Source organism: Bradyrhizobium sp. 2TAF36 (genome assembly GCF_052114925.1).
Classification (GTDB): Bacteria; Pseudomonadota; Alphaproteobacteria; order Rhizobiales; family Xanthobacteraceae; genus Bradyrhizobium; species Bradyrhizobium barranii.
Genome location: NZ_JBFRFR010000009.1, coordinates 90,276 through 106,052 on the forward strand (window position 1 = coordinate 90,276; position 15,777 = coordinate 106,052).

The 15,777-nt window shown below is 65.3% G+C and carries 17 protein-coding genes; 11 read left to right on the forward strand and 6 right to left on the reverse strand.

The window, feature by feature from the left end; translation table 11 throughout:
* Positions 1 to 90: 90 nt before the first annotated feature.
* Complete coding sequence (locus AB4Z51_RS06735; protein WP_085403236.1) at positions 91 to 732, forward strand: helix-turn-helix domain-containing protein; 642 nt, start codon at positions 91 to 93, stop codon at positions 730 to 732.
* Between the two features lie 266 nt (positions 733 to 998).
* On the opposite strand, the gene AB4Z51_RS06740 is transcribed toward AB4Z51_RS06735, so the two are convergent.
* Positions 999 to 2,264 carry a D-amino acid dehydrogenase gene (locus tag AB4Z51_RS06740; RefSeq protein ID WP_441497179.1) on the reverse strand — a complete coding sequence of 422 codons (1,266 nt, stop codon included), beginning with the start codon at positions 2,262 to 2,264 and terminating at the stop codon, positions 999 to 1,001.
* A 70-nt stretch (positions 2,265 to 2,334) separates the two neighbouring features.
* Entirely contained in the window at positions 2,335 to 3,663 is a 1,329-nt protein-coding gene (locus AB4Z51_RS06745; RefSeq protein ID WP_085403317.1) for an aspartate aminotransferase family protein, read from the reverse strand.
* A gap of 149 nt (positions 3,664 to 3,812) precedes the next feature.
* Between AB4Z51_RS06745 and AB4Z51_RS06750 the strand changes: the two genes are divergently transcribed.
* A complete protein-coding gene (locus AB4Z51_RS06750; protein WP_014497670.1) occupies positions 3,813 to 4,361 on the forward strand; it encodes a cupin domain-containing protein in 549 nt (182 codons plus the stop codon).
* 147 nt (positions 4,362 to 4,508) lie between these two features.
* Entirely contained in the window at positions 4,509 to 4,661 is a 153-nt protein-coding gene (locus AB4Z51_RS06755) for a hypothetical protein (RefSeq protein ID WP_166082130.1), read from the forward strand.
* A 43-nt stretch (positions 4,662 to 4,704) separates the two neighbouring features.
* Here AB4Z51_RS06755 and AB4Z51_RS06760 read toward each other — a convergent pair whose 3' ends face one another.
* From AB4Z51_RS06760 to AB4Z51_RS06770, 3 genes are read right to left on the reverse strand one after another with little or no spacing between them, the layout of a single operon-like run.
* Positions 4,705 to 6,966, reverse strand: a complete 2,262-nt coding sequence (locus AB4Z51_RS06760; RefSeq protein WP_135215545.1) for a xanthine dehydrogenase family protein molybdopterin-binding subunit — start codon at positions 6,964 to 6,966, stop codon at positions 4,705 to 4,707.
* On the reverse strand, positions 6,959 to 8,014 hold the full coding sequence (locus AB4Z51_RS06765; protein ID WP_085403234.1) for an FAD binding domain-containing protein: 1,056 nt from the start codon (positions 8,012 to 8,014) through the stop codon (positions 6,959 to 6,961). The genes AB4Z51_RS06760 and AB4Z51_RS06765 overlap by 8 nt, the downstream gene beginning before the upstream one ends.
* The gene (locus tag AB4Z51_RS06770) at positions 8,011 to 8,508 is read right to left on the reverse strand and encodes a (2Fe-2S)-binding protein (protein ID WP_441497180.1); all 498 of its coding nucleotides are present in this window, start codon (positions 8,506 to 8,508) and stop codon (positions 8,011 to 8,013) included. Before AB4Z51_RS06770 ends, AB4Z51_RS06765 begins: the two co-directional genes overlap by 4 nt.
* 252 nt (positions 8,509 to 8,760) lie before the next feature.
* Here AB4Z51_RS06770 and AB4Z51_RS06775 point away from each other — a divergent pair, with 252 nt between their 5' ends.
* Together AB4Z51_RS06775 and AB4Z51_RS06780 are read left to right on the forward strand one after the other, a co-directional pair.
* On the forward strand, positions 8,761 to 9,411 hold the full coding sequence (locus tag AB4Z51_RS06775; protein ID WP_193560905.1) for a TetR/AcrR family transcriptional regulator: 651 nt from the start codon (positions 8,761 to 8,763) through the stop codon (positions 9,409 to 9,411).
* A 65-nt stretch (positions 9,412 to 9,476) separates the two neighbouring features.
* Positions 9,477 to 9,884 (forward strand): DUF4864 domain-containing protein, encoded by a 408-nt coding sequence (locus tag AB4Z51_RS06780; RefSeq protein ID WP_085403231.1) that lies wholly within the window; start codon positions 9,477 to 9,479, stop codon positions 9,882 to 9,884.
* Here AB4Z51_RS06780 and AB4Z51_RS06785 read toward each other — a convergent pair.
* Complete coding sequence (locus tag AB4Z51_RS06785; RefSeq protein ID WP_071916413.1) at positions 9,881 to 11,146, reverse strand: MFS transporter; 1,266 nt, start codon at positions 11,144 to 11,146, stop codon at positions 9,881 to 9,883. The genes AB4Z51_RS06780 and AB4Z51_RS06785 overlap by 4 nt on opposite strands.
* A gap of 150 nt (positions 11,147 to 11,296) precedes the next feature.
* Here AB4Z51_RS06785 and AB4Z51_RS06790 point away from each other — a divergent pair, with 150 nt between their 5' ends.
* The 6 genes from AB4Z51_RS06790 (at position 11,297) to AB4Z51_RS06815 (ending at position 15,682) form a co-directional block, all read left to right on the forward strand.
* The gene (locus AB4Z51_RS06790; RefSeq protein WP_167768135.1) at positions 11,297 to 11,734 is read left to right on the forward strand and encodes a hypothetical protein; all 438 of its coding nucleotides are present in this window, start codon (positions 11,297 to 11,299) and stop codon (positions 11,732 to 11,734) included.
* Between the two features lie 79 nt (positions 11,735 to 11,813).
* Complete coding sequence (locus tag AB4Z51_RS06795) at positions 11,814 to 12,098, forward strand: hypothetical protein (RefSeq protein WP_085403229.1); 285 nt, start codon at positions 11,814 to 11,816, stop codon at positions 12,096 to 12,098.
* A gap of 9 nt (positions 12,099 to 12,107) precedes the next feature.
* Complete coding sequence (locus tag AB4Z51_RS06800) at positions 12,108 to 13,532, forward strand: TolC family protein (protein ID WP_441497181.1); 1,425 nt, start codon at positions 12,108 to 12,110, stop codon at positions 13,530 to 13,532.
* A gap of 13 nt (positions 13,533 to 13,545) precedes the next feature.
* Positions 13,546 to 14,877 (forward strand): copper oxidase, encoded by a 1,332-nt coding sequence (locus AB4Z51_RS06805; protein ID WP_085403316.1) that lies wholly within the window; start codon positions 13,546 to 13,548, stop codon positions 14,875 to 14,877.
* Between the two features lie 32 nt (positions 14,878 to 14,909).
* A complete protein-coding gene (locus tag AB4Z51_RS06810; RefSeq protein ID WP_028149531.1) occupies positions 14,910 to 15,365 on the forward strand; it encodes a cupredoxin domain-containing protein in 456 nt (151 codons plus the stop codon).
* A gap of 14 nt (positions 15,366 to 15,379) precedes the next feature.
* A complete protein-coding gene (locus AB4Z51_RS06815) occupies positions 15,380 to 15,682 on the forward strand; it encodes a copper-binding protein (protein WP_441497182.1) in 303 nt (100 codons plus the stop codon).
* Positions 15,683 to 15,777: the final 95 nt, after the last annotated feature.

Below are 15,777 nucleotides of genomic sequence, written 5' to 3' on the forward strand. Positions count from 1 at the left end.
AATATGAAAATTTGGTCACACTTTCGCGGGCGATGCAAGCGATTTTCATGCACATGAAGGAAGCGGTTTGACGTGAGCGGTGGCAAAAGAATGCGCAAACCGGCCGCCGCAAAGCCGGCGAAGGTGAAAGCCAAGGCTACCACCAAGCCGGCCGAGCCCGCGATGGATGTCGCGGTCGGCCGCCGTATCCGCGATCTCAGGCGTGTCAGACAATTCTCGCTCGAGACCGTCGCGGCGCGCACCGACCTGTCGATCGGCTTCCTCAGCCAGATCGAGCGCGGCCTGTCGTCGCCATCGCTGCGCGTGCTGGCAACGCTCTCCGACGTGCTCGGCGTCGGCATGGCCGCTTTGTTCGGTGCGAGCCCAAGTCCCGACGGCGCCTCCGGCCAGGTGGTGACGCGCGGGCTTCAGCGGCCGGAACTGAAACTCTGGCGCAGCGGAATTTCGAAGCAATTGCTGAGCGCTGCGGGCAGCGACAACCGGCTCAACCTGTTCCTGGTGCATATCGATCCCGGCGGCTCCGCGGGCGACGAACTCTATACCCATGACGGCGAGGAAGCCGGCCTCGTGCTCGAAGGCGAGATGATGCTGACGGTGGACAGCGAGACGTGGTCGCTGAAGACGGGCGACAGTTTTCGGTTCGCGAGCCGAAGGCCGCACCGGTTTTCCAATCCGGCACAGGATGCGAAGGCTGTGGTGCTGTGGGTGAATTGCGTGACAGGGGCGGGGTAGCTTCTTTTCGCGCCGCGAGCGCAATTCCAGTCCTGTCATCCTGAGGCGCTCGCGCAGCGAGCCTCGAAGGATGCACGGCTCCGATAGAGCCGGGCCGTCGCCCTTCGAGGCTCGCTGAAGAAGCGGCCACCTCAGGGTGACGGAGAGGGAGTGAGTGAGCGATGCCTCTCCACCGTCATTGCGAGCGCAGCGAAGCAATCCAGGCTGCCACCGCGGAAAGATACTGGATTGCTTCGCTGCGCTCGCAATGACGAGCAGATGGAGTCTTAGCCGAACCGATACTTGTACCGGTCCACCGTCAGCGCGCTCACATCGACCTCCGGCTTCTTGCCCGACAGCATGTCCGCGAGCACGCGGCCGGAGCCGCAGGACATGGTCCAGCCGAGCGTGCCATGGCCGGTGTTGAGGTGGAGGTTGCCGTATTGCGTCGGGCCGATCACCGGCGGGCCGTCCGGCGTCATCGGACGCAGGCCGCTCCAGAACGTCGCCTTGGAGAGATCGCCGCCGCGCGGGAACAGATCGGTCAGCGAGTGATCGAGCGTGGCGCGGCGGGCGTCGTAGAGCTGGCTCGAATAGCCGGAGATCTCGGCGGTGCCGCCGACGCGGATGCGATTGCCGAGGCGGGTGATCGCGACCTTGTAGCTCTCGTCCATCACAGTCGATTCCGGCGCGCCGGAGGCGTCCTTGATCGGCACCGTGATCGAATAGCCCTTCACCGGATAGACCGGCAATGAGATGCCAAGCGGTGCAACGAGCCGCGACGACCAGCTTCCGAGCGCGAGAACGTAGGCATCGGCCTGCAACGTGCCCGCACTGGTCACGACACCACTGACGCGCGCGCCATCCGTGACGATGCGGTCGATGCCGGTGTTGAACATGAAGCGAACGCCGAGCGCTTCGGCATGCTTGGCCAGCGCCTGCGTGAACATGTGGCAGTCGCCGGTCTCGTCCTGCGGCAAGCGAAGCCCGCCGGCGAACTTCTCCTTCACGGCGGCGAGCGCCGGCTCGACCGCGATGCAGCCCTCCCGGCTCAACACCTCGAAAGGAACGCCATACTGCTTGAGCACGGCGATGTCCTCACCGGTGCCATCGAGCTGCGCCTGGTGACGGAACAGCTGCAGCGTGCCCTGTGAACGCTCGTCATACTGGATGCCGATGTCGCGGCGCAGGTCGCGCAGGCAATCGCGGCTGTATTCCGCGATCGGGATCATCCGGCTCTTGTTGACCGCGTAACGCGCGCTGGTGCRGTTGCGCAGCATCTTGGACAGCCAGACCCACATCACAGGGTCGAGCTTCGGCCGGATCACCAGCGGGCCATGCTTCATCAGCAGCCATTTGATCGCCTTCACCGGCACCCCGGGGCCGGCCCAGGGCGACGAATAGCCGGGCGACACCTCGCCCGCGTTGGCGAAAGAGGTCTCCAGCGCCGGCTCGGGCTGACGGTCGACGACCGTCACCTCATGTCCGGCACGCGCAAGGTAGTAGGCAGAGGTGACACCGATGACACCGCTGCCGAGGATCAGAACTTTCACGCTTCGTCAAACTCCCGCGGCATCACGCTCGCCGCTGCAAGAACAAACTCCGCAACGGCGAGAGCAATTATCAGGCCACCCGCTTGATGGCGTCGCCGAGGATCGAGACCATATCGTCGATATGGCTCTTCTCGACGATGAGGGGCGGCGACAGCGCGAAGCTATCGCCGCTCATGCGGAAGTACAGACCGCGATTGAAGCAATCGACCATGACGTCGTAACCACGCGCGCCGACCGCACCGTCACGCGACGACAGCTCGACAGCGCCCATCAGGCCGCAATTGCGGATGTCGACGACGTTCGGCAGGCCCTTCAGCGAATGCAGCGCATCGCCCCAGTACCCGGCGATCGACGCACCGCGCGTGAGCAGACCCTCGTCCTTGTAGATGTCGAGCGTCGCGATGCCGGCGGCACAGGCGGTCGGATGCGCGGAATAGGTGTAGCCGTGGAACAGCTCCATCTGGTTCTCCGGGCCGACCATCAGGCCGTCGTGAACCTTGCGGCTCGCGAACACCGCGCCGCAGGGAATGGTGCCGTTGGTGATGCCCTTGGCCGTCGTCATCAGGTCCGGCGTGACGCCGAAGAAGTCGGCGGCGAACGGCGTGCCGAGGCGGCCGAAGCCGGTGATGACCTCGTCGAAGATGAGCAGGATGCCGTGCTTGTCGCAGATCTCGCGCAGACGCTTAAGATAGCCCTTCGGCGGCGGCAGCACCGCGGTCGAGCCCGGCACCGGCTCTACGATGACGGCGGCGATCGTCTCGGCGCCATGCAGGCCGACCAGACGCTCGAGATCGTCGGCGAGCTCGGCGCCATGCTCAGGCTGGTCCTTGGCGAAGGCGTTGCGGGTGAGATCGTGGGTGTGGCGGATGTGGTCGACGCCCGGCAGGTGGGTCGCAAACGCGCGGCGATTGGCGACCATGCCGCCGACCGACATGCCGCCGAAGCCGACGCCGTGATAGCCGCGCTCGCGGCCGATCAGACGGGTGCGGCTCGCCTGGCCGTTGGCGCGGTGATAGGCGAGCGCGATCTTCAGCGCAGTGTCGACCGACTCGGAGCCGGAGTTGGTGAAGAAGATGCGGTCGAGGCCCTTCGGCGCGATCTCGGCGAGACGCTCGGCGAAGTCGAATGCCAGCGGATGGCCCATCTGGAACGACGGCGCGAAGTCCAGCGTCATCAGCTGGCGCTCGACCGCGGCGGCGATCTGCTTGCGGCCGTGGCCGGCATTGACGCACCAGAGGCCGGCGGAGCCGTCGATCACCTTGCGGCCGTCGACGGTGGTGTAGTGCATGCCCTCGGCCGAGGAGAACAGGCGCGGCGCCTTCTTGAACTGACGGTTGGCCGTGAACGGCATCCAGAACGAGTCGGTCTTGATAGTGTTCGGAATCTGATGAAGGGTCACGGGCCACGCTCCTTTGCTGACCGGATAGCAGAGGCACGGCTTCGGAAGCGCAACAAGTCCTTTTCTGGTCACCTGCAAGCCATTGATTTCACTGGGGCTGCCGGTCCATATTTGCGCGATCCGCAACACCTGCAACAGGGACCAGGGGCATGAGCGTCGACATCGGTGGACGGCTGCGATTCATCCGGGCGCACCACAAGCTGTCGCAGCGCGAGCTCGCCAAGCGCGCCGGGGTCACCAATTCGACGATCTCGCTGATCGAATCCAACCAGATGAACCCGTCGGTCGGCGCGCTCAAGCGCATCCTCGACGGCATCCCGATGGGGCTCGCCGAGTTCTTCGCGCTGGAGCCGGAGTCGCGGCGCAAGATCTTCTACCGTGCGGAGGAGCTGACCGAGGTCGGCAAGAAGCCGATCTCGTATCGCCAGATCGGCGACAATCTGTTCGGCCGCAGCCTGCAGATCCTGAAGGAGCGCTACGAGCCCGGCAGCGACACCGGGCGCGTTCACCTCGTCCATGACGGCGAGGAAGGCGGCATCGTGATCTCGGGCAAGCTCGAAGTCACCGTCGAGGACGAGCGCCGCATCCTCAATCCCGGCGATGCCTACTACTTCGAGAGCCGTCGCCCGCATCGCTTCCGCTGCGTCGGCGGCAAGCCGTGCGAAGTGATCTCGGCCTGCACGCCGCCGACGTTTTGAGGCGCATCGACATTATCCGGAATCTTACGGAGTGCCCCGGTGTCTTACGGAGCTTGAGGCATCTCAAATTCCGCGCGTCGATCCTCTATATGTTGCGAACCCAAGCCGAGGAAACATTCCGGCGCCGCTTCATAACTGGGCTCGAAGATGAAGATCACGCTCGCCAATGCAGAGGCTGCGCTCGATGAAGTGCAGCGCGACACCGACAAGCTCCATTCGCAGGAGCTGCGTAAGGCTATTGCCGACTACATCGAGACGCAGCGAGAAGCGCTGAAGGCGCTCCGCAAGAAACTGCATTAGCAGGACGCGGCGGAACGAGAAGATCTCGTCCCGCCTTTTTGCCTCAACGCTGGGTCAGCAACTCCTCGATCTTGATCGGGAAACGACGCACCCGCACGCCGGTCGCATGCCACACCGCGTTGGCGACCGCGCCGGCGCTGCCGGTAATGCCGATCTCCCCGACGCCCTTGATGCCGAGCGCATTCACATGCGGATCGTGCTCCTCGACCGTGATCACGTCGAGCGGCGGCACGTCCGCATTCACGGGGATGTGGTACTCGCCGAGATTGGCATTCATGATCCGGCCGCTGCGGCGGTCGGTGATGGCTTCCTCATGCAGCGCGAAGGACATGCCCCAGATCATGCCGCCGAACAGCTGGCTCTTCACCAGGTGCGGATTGACGATGCGCCCAGCCGCGAAAGCGCCGACCATGCGGGTGACACGGACCTGGCCGAGTTCGGGATCGACCTTCACCTCCGCGAACACCGCGCCATGGGCGTGCATCGCATACTCCTCCATCGCCGCAGGATTTGGCGCACCGGTGCCGCGGGCCTCGATCTCGGCAACGCCCGCACGGGCGAGGATCTCGACGTAGCTCTCGCCGCGGCTCTCGTCGTCGCGCCGGATCAGCCTGCCGTCGCGCGCGATCACGCCGGCATTGCCGGCACCGAACAGCGGCGAGCGCTCGTCACTGGTGGCGAGATCGGCGAGCTTTGCGACCACGGCCGCACCGGCGCTATGGATCGCAGCACCCGCGGTCGCGGTGTGCGCCGAACCACCGGCAATGCCGGCGTCGGGCAAGTCGGATGAACCAGCCTTGAACTCGACACGGTCGATGTCGAGCCCGAGTTCGTCGGCCGCGATCTGGGCGAGTGCCGTCCAGGCGCCCTGCCCCATGTCATGCGCGCCGATTTCCATCGCGCCGGAGCCGTCGCGGCGGATGACCGCGCGCGCTTCGGCCTGGAACATCAGCGCTGGGAAAGTCGCCGTGCCCATGCCCCAGCCGACGAGAAGGCCGGCATCATCACGCATCTGCCGGGGCTGGAGCGAACGCTTCGACCAGCCGAAGCGCGCCGCGCCCTGCTCGTAGCAAGCACGCAGCGCCTTGGACGAAAACGGCTTGCCAGTGATCGGCTCGACCTCGGCGTAGTTCTTCAGGCGGAAAGCCAGCGGATCGATGCCGCACGCCCAGGCCATTTCGTCGATCGCGCTTTCGAGCGCGATCGAGCCGGTGGCCTCGCCGGGCGCACGCATGAACAGCGGTGTACCGGTGTTGACGCGCACGGCGTCATGCGAGGTGCGGATTGATGGGCTGGCATAGAGTGTATGCGAGGCGTCCGCCGCGGGCTCGTAGAAATCGTCGAACGTGCTCGACACGGTCCGGGCGTGATGATCGAGCGCAGTCAGGCGCCCTTCGCCGTCCGTGCCAATGCGCAGCCGCTGACGCGTCGGTGCACGGTGACCGACCGGGCCGTACATCTGCTCACGGCGCAGTACCAGCTTGACCGGCTTGCCGACCAGCTTTGCGGCCATGATGCCGAGGACCGGCGGACCGGCCATCAGCCCCTTCGAGCCAAAGCCACCGCCGAGGAACGGGCTGCGGATGTGGATCTTGTCATGCGCGATGCCGAACAACTCTGCCACGCGCGCAAGCGACAGCATCAGACCCTGGGTCGGCATGTCGATCTGCAAATTGTCGCCATTCCATGCGGCCACTATCGCATGCGGCTCCATCGCGTTGTGATATTGCGGCGGCGTTTCGTAAAGCGCGTCGATCTGCTTCTCGGCCGCGGCAAGGCCGGCCTCGACATCGCCGAGGTGATTTTCGGTGGGGTTGCCGACGCCGACGACCGGCGGCACGTAACTCTCGCCGGCATCGAGACCGACCAGCGCAGGCAGCGTCTCGTAGCGCGGCGCCAGCAGCACCGCGCCTTCAGTCGCGGCCTCCAGCGTCTCGGCGATCACGACGGCGATGGGCTGGTTGGCGTAGCGGACCTCATTGCTCTGCAAGACCTCCATCCGGAACACGAACGGATTGGTTTTGATTTCAGGGTCGATCGCAAGCTGTGGCTTGTGGTCTGGTGTCATGACGTCGACGACGCCGGGATGGCGTTTTGCGGCGGCGACATCGAGCGAGGTGACGCGGCCATGCGCGATGCTGGCGACCGCCATCACGGCAAGCAGCATGCCGGGCGGATGATTGTCGGCGGCGTAGGTCGCCTGCCCCTTGACCTTGAGGACGCCGTCGCGGCGGGTCAGCGGCTGACCGATGTTCGAGCCGTGGCGCAGATGGGCGGGAGAGCTGGACAGATTAAGCTCAGGCATGGATGGCTCCGGACGTCGAGGCAAAGGGAGAGGCCGGCAGCGCGGGGATGCGCGCGGGCGTACCGGCGGCGGCAAGGGTCAGCGCGCGCACGACGATGCGGCGTGCGAGCTCGATCTTGAAGGCGTTGTCGCCGGACGGCTTTGCGTCGGTAAGCGCGCGCCAGGCGGCTTCCTGAAAAGCGTCGCTCGTCGGCGCGACGCCCTTGAGCACATCTTCCGCGGCGCGGGCACGCCAGGGCTTTGCGGCGACGCCGCCGAGCGCCAGCCGCGCCTCCGCGATCTTGCCGTTCTCGATCCGCAACGCAGCCGCGGTCGAGACCACGGCGAACGCGTAAGACGTGCGCTCGCGAACTTTCAGATAGCGCGCATGTGCGGCAAAGCTGCGTGCGGCAGGCGGCAGGCGCACCGCGACGATGAGGTCGCCGGGTTCGAGCGCCGTTTCACGCTCGGGCGTATTGCCCGGCAGGCGATGTAGCGCGTCGAGCGCGATCTCGCGGCGGCCGTTCCTGCCCTCGATCTCGACGACGGCATCGAGCGCGACCAGAGGTACACAGAAGTCCGACGGATGCGTGGCGATACAGCTCTCGCTCCAGCCGAGCACGGCATGCGTGCGGTTCTCGCCCTCGCGCGCGTCGCAGCCAGAGCCCGCCTCGCGCTTGTTGCAGCGGCTGGCGGTGTCGTAGAAATAGGCGCAGCGCGTCCGCTGCAGCAGATTGCCGCCGACGGTCGCGGCATTGCGCAGTTGCGCGGACGCACCGGAGAGCAGCGCCTCAGCAACGGCCGGGTAGGACTTCGCGAAGTTTGCGTCATGCGCGAGATCGGCGTTGCTCACCAGCGCGCCGATGCGCAACGATCCGTCGGCGAGAGTCTCGATCTGATCGAGTCCGTCGAGATGCGTGACATCGACCAGCCGATCCGGTCGGCTGACGCCGCCCTTCATCAGATCGAGCAGATTGGTGCCGGCGGCGAGATAGGCAGTGCCCGGCTTAGCGGCCGCCGCAACGGCCTCGGCCACTGTGGCCGGCCTGATATAATCGAACGGTTTCATGCGGAGCGCCTCTGATTGGATTCGTCCGTGCCGGCCTGGGCTTCCAGCACGGCATCGACGATGCCGGCATAAGCGCCGCAGCGGCAGAGATTGCCGCTCATGCATTCGCGGATGCGCTCGGGATCGTTGCCGGCCTGCGCCTCTTGCATCATGCCGATCGCGCTCATGATCTGGCCGGGCGTGCAGAAGCCGCACTGAAAGCCGTCATGTGCGATGAAGGCCGCCTGCACGGGATGAAGCTGGTCGCCGCGCGCGACGCCTTCGATGGTGAGGATGTCGGCGCCGTCATGGCTGATGGCCAGAGCAAGACAGGAGTTGGTGCGCTTGCCGTCGACGAGAATGGTGCAGGCGCCGCACTGGCCGCGATCGCATCCCTTCTTGGTTCCGGTCAGATGGAGGCGCTCACGCAGGAGATCGAGCAGCGTGACGCGCGTATCGTCGAGGACGAAGTCGCGCCGCGCACCGTTCACGGTGAGGCTGATGGAGTGGTTCATACAAGGCTCCGATCAGATATGGACATGAGTCATCGGCCAGCGCGCCACCTCCGTGGCCGCTGTCGATATGCGTTGGCCAGGCGGAACCCAGCCAACATCTCAAGGAAGATACGGAGGCACCCTCCGCTTAACAAGGGTCGCCGAAAAATATTTGGAATTCGTCAAAAGCCCATGCGCAGACAACGCGATGCAGCCTTGCAAGGGTTCATTGCGAGGGTTCAATCTAACCAATTCGTGATCTACATTACCGTCATGGACGACCAGACCGACCAGATTCGGAAGCCCCGCGCCGATGCCGTGCGCAATCGCGAGCGCGTGCTCGAGGCGGCGAAAATCGTGTTCAACGCGGGCGGTCCCGAGGCAAGCCTGGAAGCCGTCGCAAAACGCGCCGGGGTCGGTATCGGCACGCTCTATCGGCATTTTCCAACTCGCGAGGATTTGTTCGAGGCGGTGTACCGGCGCGAGGTCGAGCAGCTCAGCGAGCTCGCTGAGCAATTGAAGAACGCCAAGGACCCGGTCGACGCGCTGCGGCGCTGGCTGCGCTCCAATGTCGAATTCGTTGCCACAAAAAAGGGCATGTCGGCCGCGCTGGCGCTGACGTTCCAGAGCTCGTCGGAACTCGCGGCGTTCTCGATGGACCGGCTCACCAAGGCGATCGGCTCGCTGCTCGACCGCGCGGTCGCGGCCGGCCAGATGCGCGGCGATGTCAGCCCGGAGGATCTGCTCAGGGCACTCGTTGGCATGTGTTACATGCACGACCAGCCGGGCTGGCAATCCTCGGTGCTGCGCATGCTCGACGTGTTCGTGGACGGGCTGCGGGTGCAGCCGGCCGGCAAGTCCGGCACCAAGGCCAAGGCGCGTGCCGCCAAGCCCGCAAAGCCCGCGGTGAAACGGAAGCGATAGCACGCCGTATTTCGCTGAGGGCGTGCTAGGATTGGCATCGCCGGGATTTCAACGCGGAGCCTGTCATGCGCATCGCCACCTTGCTCGTCGCCCTTATGATTATCCTTGGTGCCGCTCCAGCATGCGCCGCCGACGTTACTGCGGCACAGGGCGTGATCCGCGCCCAGGAGCAGGCTTTCGCGCGCGACGATGCGGCCGCGGCCTATTCCCACGCCGCGCCGGCGATCAGGGAAATCTTCCCCGCCCCTGACATCTTCATGTCCATGGTGCAAAACGGCTACGCGCCGGTCTACCGGCACAAGAGCTTTGAGTTTGGCGAGAGCAGGAGCGAAGGCAACTGGATCTCCCAGCACGTCCACATCATCGACGCCAACGGCGAAGCCTGGGAAGCGCTCTACACACTCGAGCAGCAGGCGGACGGCAGCTACAAGATCACCGGTTGCTCGCTGCTGAAGGTGGGACGAGAAGTCTAGGTCGCAAAACCCGGTCCCGTCTTGACCGCGTTCATTCGCGACCGGATCAGCAGCGTCAGCACGATGCCGACATTGAGGGCATTCCACGCCACGCCGTTCGCGAACGCCGCAGCGTAGGAGCCCGTCGCGTCGAAGATGACGCCCGACACCCAGCCGCCGAAGGACATGCCGAACACCGAGGCGAAGATCACGATGCCGACGCGGGTTGCCGCCTCGCTCGCCGGCATCGCCTCGCGCACGATGATGGCGTAGCTCGGCACGATGCCGCCCTGAAACAGGCCGAACATCGCGGAGATCAGATAGAGCGAAGTCAGGCTGTCGAAAAACAGATAGAACACCAGCGCAAAGCCCTGCGCCAGCGATCCGACCAGCAGCGTGCGGATGCCGCCGATCTTGTCGGCAAGGTAACCCGAGCCGATGCGGCTGACGATGCCGCAGGCCATCATCAGCGACAGCATCTCGGCGCCACGCGCCACGCCGTAACCGAGATCGCCGCAATAGGCGACGATGTGCACCTGCGGCATCGCCATGGCGACGCAGCAGGAGATGCTGGCGATCGAGAGCAGCACGGTCAGCGTGTTGGTCGAAAGCTTGAGATCGACCTGCGGCGGCCGCGCATTGGCGTGATTGCGGACCTTGTCGTCGCCCATCTGTGCGCGCAGGACCAGCACCAGGATCGTCATCAAAACCACGCAAACGAGGGCGATGCCGATATGCGTGGTGCGCCAGCCGATCGTCTGCATGCCCTCGCTGATGAGCGGCGGCCACATCGTGCCCGCGACGTAATTGCCGCTCGCGACGATGGTCACGGCAAGTCCGCGATAGCGCTCGAACCAGTGCGAGGCCTCCGCCATCAGAGGCGCGAAGGTCGCCGAGGTGCCGAGCCCGATCAGGAAATAGGCCGCGACGAACTGCCAGAGCTGGGTCGAGAGCCCCGCCAGCACGTTGGCAACGCCAATGAAAGCGATGCTGATCGCCATCGCCGGCACGATGCCGAACTTGTCGGTGATCTTGCCGGCGATCACGCCGCCGAGGCCGAAGCCGAACATCATCAGCGTGAAGGCCAGCGACACCGCTGCTCGCGTGGCGGCGAACTCGGTCTGCACGACGGGAATCACCACGACGACCGCCCACATGCCGACGCCGCCGATCGAACCGATCAGCAGCGCAAGCAACAGCCGCACCCAAGCCTGACGCGAATCAGGGGTGAATGAGGCCGGTCTCTGTCCTGGAAGATTTGGCGCGTGCACAGGCCGGACCATGTTCGCTGACCGCCTTGGGGTCAAGCATCGTGCCGCGATATTGGGCATGCGCGGTGCACTGCGGTAAGAAGATGCTTGGCGAAGCCGCGCTTTGCCATTAGTTTGCAATCTGCGTGTGCAACATTGCCGCGCGAGGAGCCTATCGGCGGAATGCTGTTGCGATTGACGCGATCGATGCGGATCAGGGTGGGGCGGATCATCGCCCTCGCCTATCTGTTCTGCGTGCTCGCGCCGGCAGCAGCCCTCGCCTGGGGCAGCGGCCCGGCGCCGTGCCTCGACGACGCGCTCCTCGCCGATCTCGTGCCGGTGCATCACGAGATGCAGGCCGGCCACGTGCATGACGGTGTGTCGCATGACCACGCAGGCCTGCACGCGCATCACCAGGCTGCCGCACAGGATGCGCCAGCCCAACATCACCATGACGGCAAGGCTGGCCCGTGCTGCGCGATGATGTGCGTGACCGCCCTGCCGGCCGACCTGCCCGGCATCGCCAAGCCGCTGCAGCCGATTTCCGCCTGCGCGCCCGAGATCGTGGTCAGCCTGCACAGCGCGGCGCCGCCTCAGCGCTACCGCCCTCCCATCGCCTGATCTGACGCGACGACGTCAGGACCGCACGCGCATCCGCGCGCGCGAACCTGTGGTCTCTACGACAGATCAGGGATGACTCATGCTTACGCTTTCCGGGGCGAAGTTCGCCGCCGCATCCGCGGCGCGTGGACGACACTTTCGATTCAATTGGCCGCTGCTGGCCGCAATCGCATTGATATTGTCCGGCTGCATGCCGGCAACTGTGCCCGTGGCCGGCGCCGATCCTGCCGATCCGGCGGCGAAGGTCGCGCGCGTCGGCTATCGATCGACGATTGCGCCCTATACCAGCCTGCGGCCCGCGACGCCGGGGCCATGGCGCGACCGCAACGACGCTGTCGCACCGCAGCCGAAGCAAGACCGGTAGGGGCGCGCCATGACGCATCATTTTGCGCGGGGCCTGCTCGTGCTCACTGCGCTGGGACTCTCCGGCTGCATGGCATTCTCGCCGGACGGAGGCATGACGACGGTCTCGGAGCTCACCAGCCAGACCATCAACAAGGACGTCGCCTTCGTGCGAACGGCCGAAGGCGCGGAGGCCGTCAACGCGACCGTCCGCCGCTTGCTGGCACGCACGCTGACCACTGAGACGGCCGTGCAGATCGCGCTGCTCAACAACAAGGGATTGCAAGCGACCTATAACGAGCTGGCGCTGGCCGAGACCGAGTTGGTCGAGCAGAGCCTGCCGCCCAATCCTGTGTTCTCGATCTCGCGCATCGCAGGCAATGGCGCGAGCGAGATAGAGCGTCAGGTAGTTGGCGACATCCTCGCGCTGGCCACCCTGCCGTTCCGCTCCGACATCGCCCGCGACCGTTTCCGTCAGGCGCAATTGCGCGCGGCGTTGGCGACGCTGCGGCTGGCCGCGGATGTCCGGCGCGCCTATGTCCGCGCAGTCGCCGGCAACGAAATGGTGGCGCTGCTCACCGACGCGAGGGCGACGGCGGAATCGACGGCGCAGCTCGCGGTCAAACTCGGCGACACCGGTTCGATCAACAAGCTCGACCAGGCCCGCGAGCAGGTGTTTTATGCCGAGACCACGGCCGACCTCGCCACCGCGCGGCAGGCGGCAACGAGCGCGCGCGAAAGGCTCGCGCGCCTGATGGGGCTGTGGGACGGCGGCCTCGACTTCCGTCTGCCCGATCAACTGCCGCCGCTGCCGCGCCGGCCGCAGGCACTGCCCTCGATCGAGGCCGATGCGGTGGCCCATCGCATCGATCTTCAGATCGCGCGGCTGGAGCTGACGGCGCTGGCAAAGTCACTCAACCTCACCGAGGCGACGCGCTTCGTCACGCTGCTCGACCTCGCCGGTATCTCCCGCCGCACCCAGGATCCCGAGGGCCCGCCGTTCCGCGAACGTGGTTTTGACGTGCAGTTCCAGATCCCGATCTTCGACGGCGGCGAGGTGCGGGTGCGGCAAGCGGCGGAGACCTACAATCTCGCCTTCAACCGCCTGACCGAGCGCGCCGTCAACGTTCGCTCCGAGGCGCGCGATGCTTATCGCGCCTATCGCTCCAGCTACGACATCGCCAGCCATTATCAGCGCGAGATCCTGCCCCTGCGCAAGATCATCACCGAGGAGATGCAGCTGCGCTTCTCCAGCATGCAGGTCGATATTTTCGCGCTGCTCACCGAAGCGCGGCAGCGCCTGGCGTCGCTGCGCGGCGCGATCGATGCCAAGCAAAAACTCTTCCTCGCCCAGTCCGACCTCCAGACTGCCGTCAACGGCGGCGGCGCACCTGCGTCGGGCGGCGACACTTCAACCACCATCGCCGCGGCAGCGCCTGCCGATGGCGGTCACTGAGATGGAGGCCAACATGTATTCCCGCCGAGGATTTTTGGGCACCGCCGCGCTTGCCAGCGCGTCAGCCGTCAGCGGCCGTGTGCAGGCCGCGTCCATTCCGGAAGCGCCTCACATGGACAAGGTGGTGATGCAGCCGCCGCTGCATCCGATCAGCGGCCCGGACTACCGCCCCGTGGTCACGCTGAACGGCTGGTCACTGCCGTTCCGCATGAACGGCGACTGGAAGGAATTCCATCTCGTCGCCGAACCCGTGGTGCGCGAGTTCGCCGAAGGCATGAAAGTGAATCTGTGGGGCTATAACGGCCAGTCACCGGGCCCGACCATCGAGGCGGTCGAAGGCGACAAGATTCGTGTCTTCGTCACCAACAGGCTGCCCGAATACACCACCGTGCACTGGCACGGCATGATCATTCCCAGCGGCATGGACGGTGTCGGCGGACTGACGCAGCCGCACATCCAGCCGGGAAAAACCTTCGTCTACGAGTTCGAGATGAAGAAGAGCGGGACCTTCATGTACCACCCGCATTCCGACGAGATGGTGCAGATGGCGATGGGCATGATGGGCATGGTCGTCGTGCATCCGCGCGATCAAAGCTTCCGGCCCGTCGACCGCGACTTCGTCTTCGTGATGAGCACCTATCGCGTCGATCCCGGCACATACCTGCCGCAGGTCAACGAGATGACCGACTTCAACATGTGGACCTGGAATTCGCGGGTGTTTCCCGGCATCGATCCCTTGCCGGTCAGGCTCGGCGACAAGGTGCGCGTGCGCATCGGCAATCTCAGCATGACCAACCATCCGATCCATCTGCACGGCCACAGCTTTGCGGTGACCTGCACCGATGGCGGCTGGATTCCGGAGAGCGCGCAATATCTGGAGACGACCACCGATGTACCCGTGGGCGCGGTGCGGGTGTTCGACGTGCTCGCCGACAATCCCGGCGACTGGGCGTTCCACTGCCACAAGTCGCACCACACCATGAACGCGATGGGGCACGAGGTGCGCAATCTGATTGGCGTGTCGCGCAAGGACCTCGCCAGGGCCGTCGGCAAGCTCGCGCCCGATGCCATGGCGATGGGTTCGACCGGCATGGCCATGGGCAACATGGAGATGCCCGCGCCCGACAACACGCTGCCGATGATGACCGGCACCGGTCAGTTCGGGCCGATCGAGATGGGCGGCATGTTCACGGTGATGAAGATCCGCGACGACCTCGCGCGCGACGATTACCGCGATCCCGGCCCCTACCAATTCCCGCAAGGCACCGTCGCCTACGAGGTCACGCCGCCGTCCGCCGAGCCGGCGCGGCAGCAAGGCGCGCCGATGAAGAACATGAAGATGTGAGCGTTTCGATGAACCACCAACTGGAGAACAAGATGAAGAAGACGATCAAACTCGGACTTGCGCTGGCTGCGCTTTCGACCGCACCGGCGTTTGCCCACGACCAGCACGGGCACGGGACCTTTTCGGCCGGCGAGCCCGGCGATCCCAGGAAGCCCGCGCGCACGATCGAGATCCTGCTGAACGAGATGGACTACGCGCCCGCCAGGATCGAGGTCAAACGCGGCGAGCAGATTCGTTTCGTGCTGCGCAATGTCGGCAAGGAGGACCATGAATTCCTGCTCGCCACGACGAAGGAGAATCTCGCGCATGCCGTGGAGATGAAGAAGCATCCGCACATGGAGCACGACGATCCCAACGGTGTCCGGCTCGCACCGAACAAGACGGCCGAGATCCTCTGGAAGTTCAGCAAGGCCGGCACGTTCGAATTCTCCTGCCTGATTCCCGACCACCGCGACTACGGCATGGTCGGCCACGTCACCGTGAAGTAACAAGGAAGACTCCCATGAACCGCACCATCCGTATCGCCACAGCGCTGGCGCTGACCGTCGGCCTTGCCGCCGAAGCCTTCGCGGCCCAGGGCGCCGCGATCAGCGGCGAGGTCAAGAAGATCGACGAAGGCGCCGGCAAGATCACGCTCAAGCACGGACCRGCGAAAAGCCTCGGCATGGATGAGCCCATGACCATGGTCTATCGCGTCAAGGACCCCGCTTTGCTCAAGCAGGTGAAGGTCGGCGACAAGGTGACCTTCGAGGCCGAGGAGGCGGCCTCGGGGTATACGGTAACGACGATGCAGAAGGCGCAGTAGGGCTACGTCCTCCGCAGCTGATTTCGGCGCCAAACGCTTCCACAACGTCATGGCCGGGCTCGTCCCGGCCATCCACGGCTTGGGCGCGACATGAA

Coding starts and splice junctions, on each gene's coding strand:
- AB4Z51_RS06770 (WP_441497180.1), bottom strand. CDS start 8,508: ATGAACCACTCCATCAGCCTCACCGTGAACGGTGCGCGGCGCGACTTC.
- AB4Z51_RS06785 (WP_071916413.1), bottom strand. CDS start 11,146: ATGGTCCGGCCTGTGCACGCGCCAAATCTTCCAGGACAGAGACCGGCC.
- AB4Z51_RS06780 (WP_085403231.1), top strand. CDS start 9,477: ATGCGCATCGCCACCTTGCTCGTCGCCCTTATGATTATCCTTGGTGCC.
- AB4Z51_RS06765 (WP_085403234.1), bottom strand. CDS start 8,014: ATGAAACCGTTCGATTATATCAGGCCGGCCACAGTGGCCGAGGCCGTT.
- AB4Z51_RS06800 (WP_441497181.1), top strand. CDS start 12,108: ATGACGCATCATTTTGCGCGGGGCCTGCTCGTGCTCACTGCGCTGGGA.
- AB4Z51_RS06755 (WP_166082130.1), top strand. CDS start 4,509: ATGAAGATCACGCTCGCCAATGCAGAGGCTGCGCTCGATGAAGTGCAG.
- AB4Z51_RS06790 (WP_167768135.1), top strand. CDS start 11,297: ATGCTGTTGCGATTGACGCGATCGATGCGGATCAGGGTGGGGCGGATC.
- AB4Z51_RS06775 (WP_193560905.1), top strand. CDS start 8,761: ATGGACGACCAGACCGACCAGATTCGGAAGCCCCGCGCCGATGCCGTG.
- AB4Z51_RS06750 (WP_014497670.1), top strand. CDS start 3,813: ATGAGCGTCGACATCGGTGGACGGCTGCGATTCATCCGGGCGCACCAC.
- AB4Z51_RS06810 (WP_028149531.1), top strand. CDS start 14,910: ATGAAGAAGACGATCAAACTCGGACTTGCGCTGGCTGCGCTTTCGACC.
- AB4Z51_RS06735 (WP_085403236.1), top strand. CDS start 91: ATGCGCAAACCGGCCGCCGCAAAGCCGGCGAAGGTGAAAGCCAAGGCT.
- AB4Z51_RS06805 (WP_085403316.1), top strand. CDS start 13,546: ATGTATTCCCGCCGAGGATTTTTGGGCACCGCCGCGCTTGCCAGCGCG.
- AB4Z51_RS06760 (WP_135215545.1), bottom strand. CDS start 6,966: ATGCCTGAGCTTAATCTGTCCAGCTCTCCCGCCCATCTGCGCCACGGC.
- AB4Z51_RS06795 (WP_085403229.1), top strand. CDS start 11,814: ATGCTTACGCTTTCCGGGGCGAAGTTCGCCGCCGCATCCGCGGCGCGT.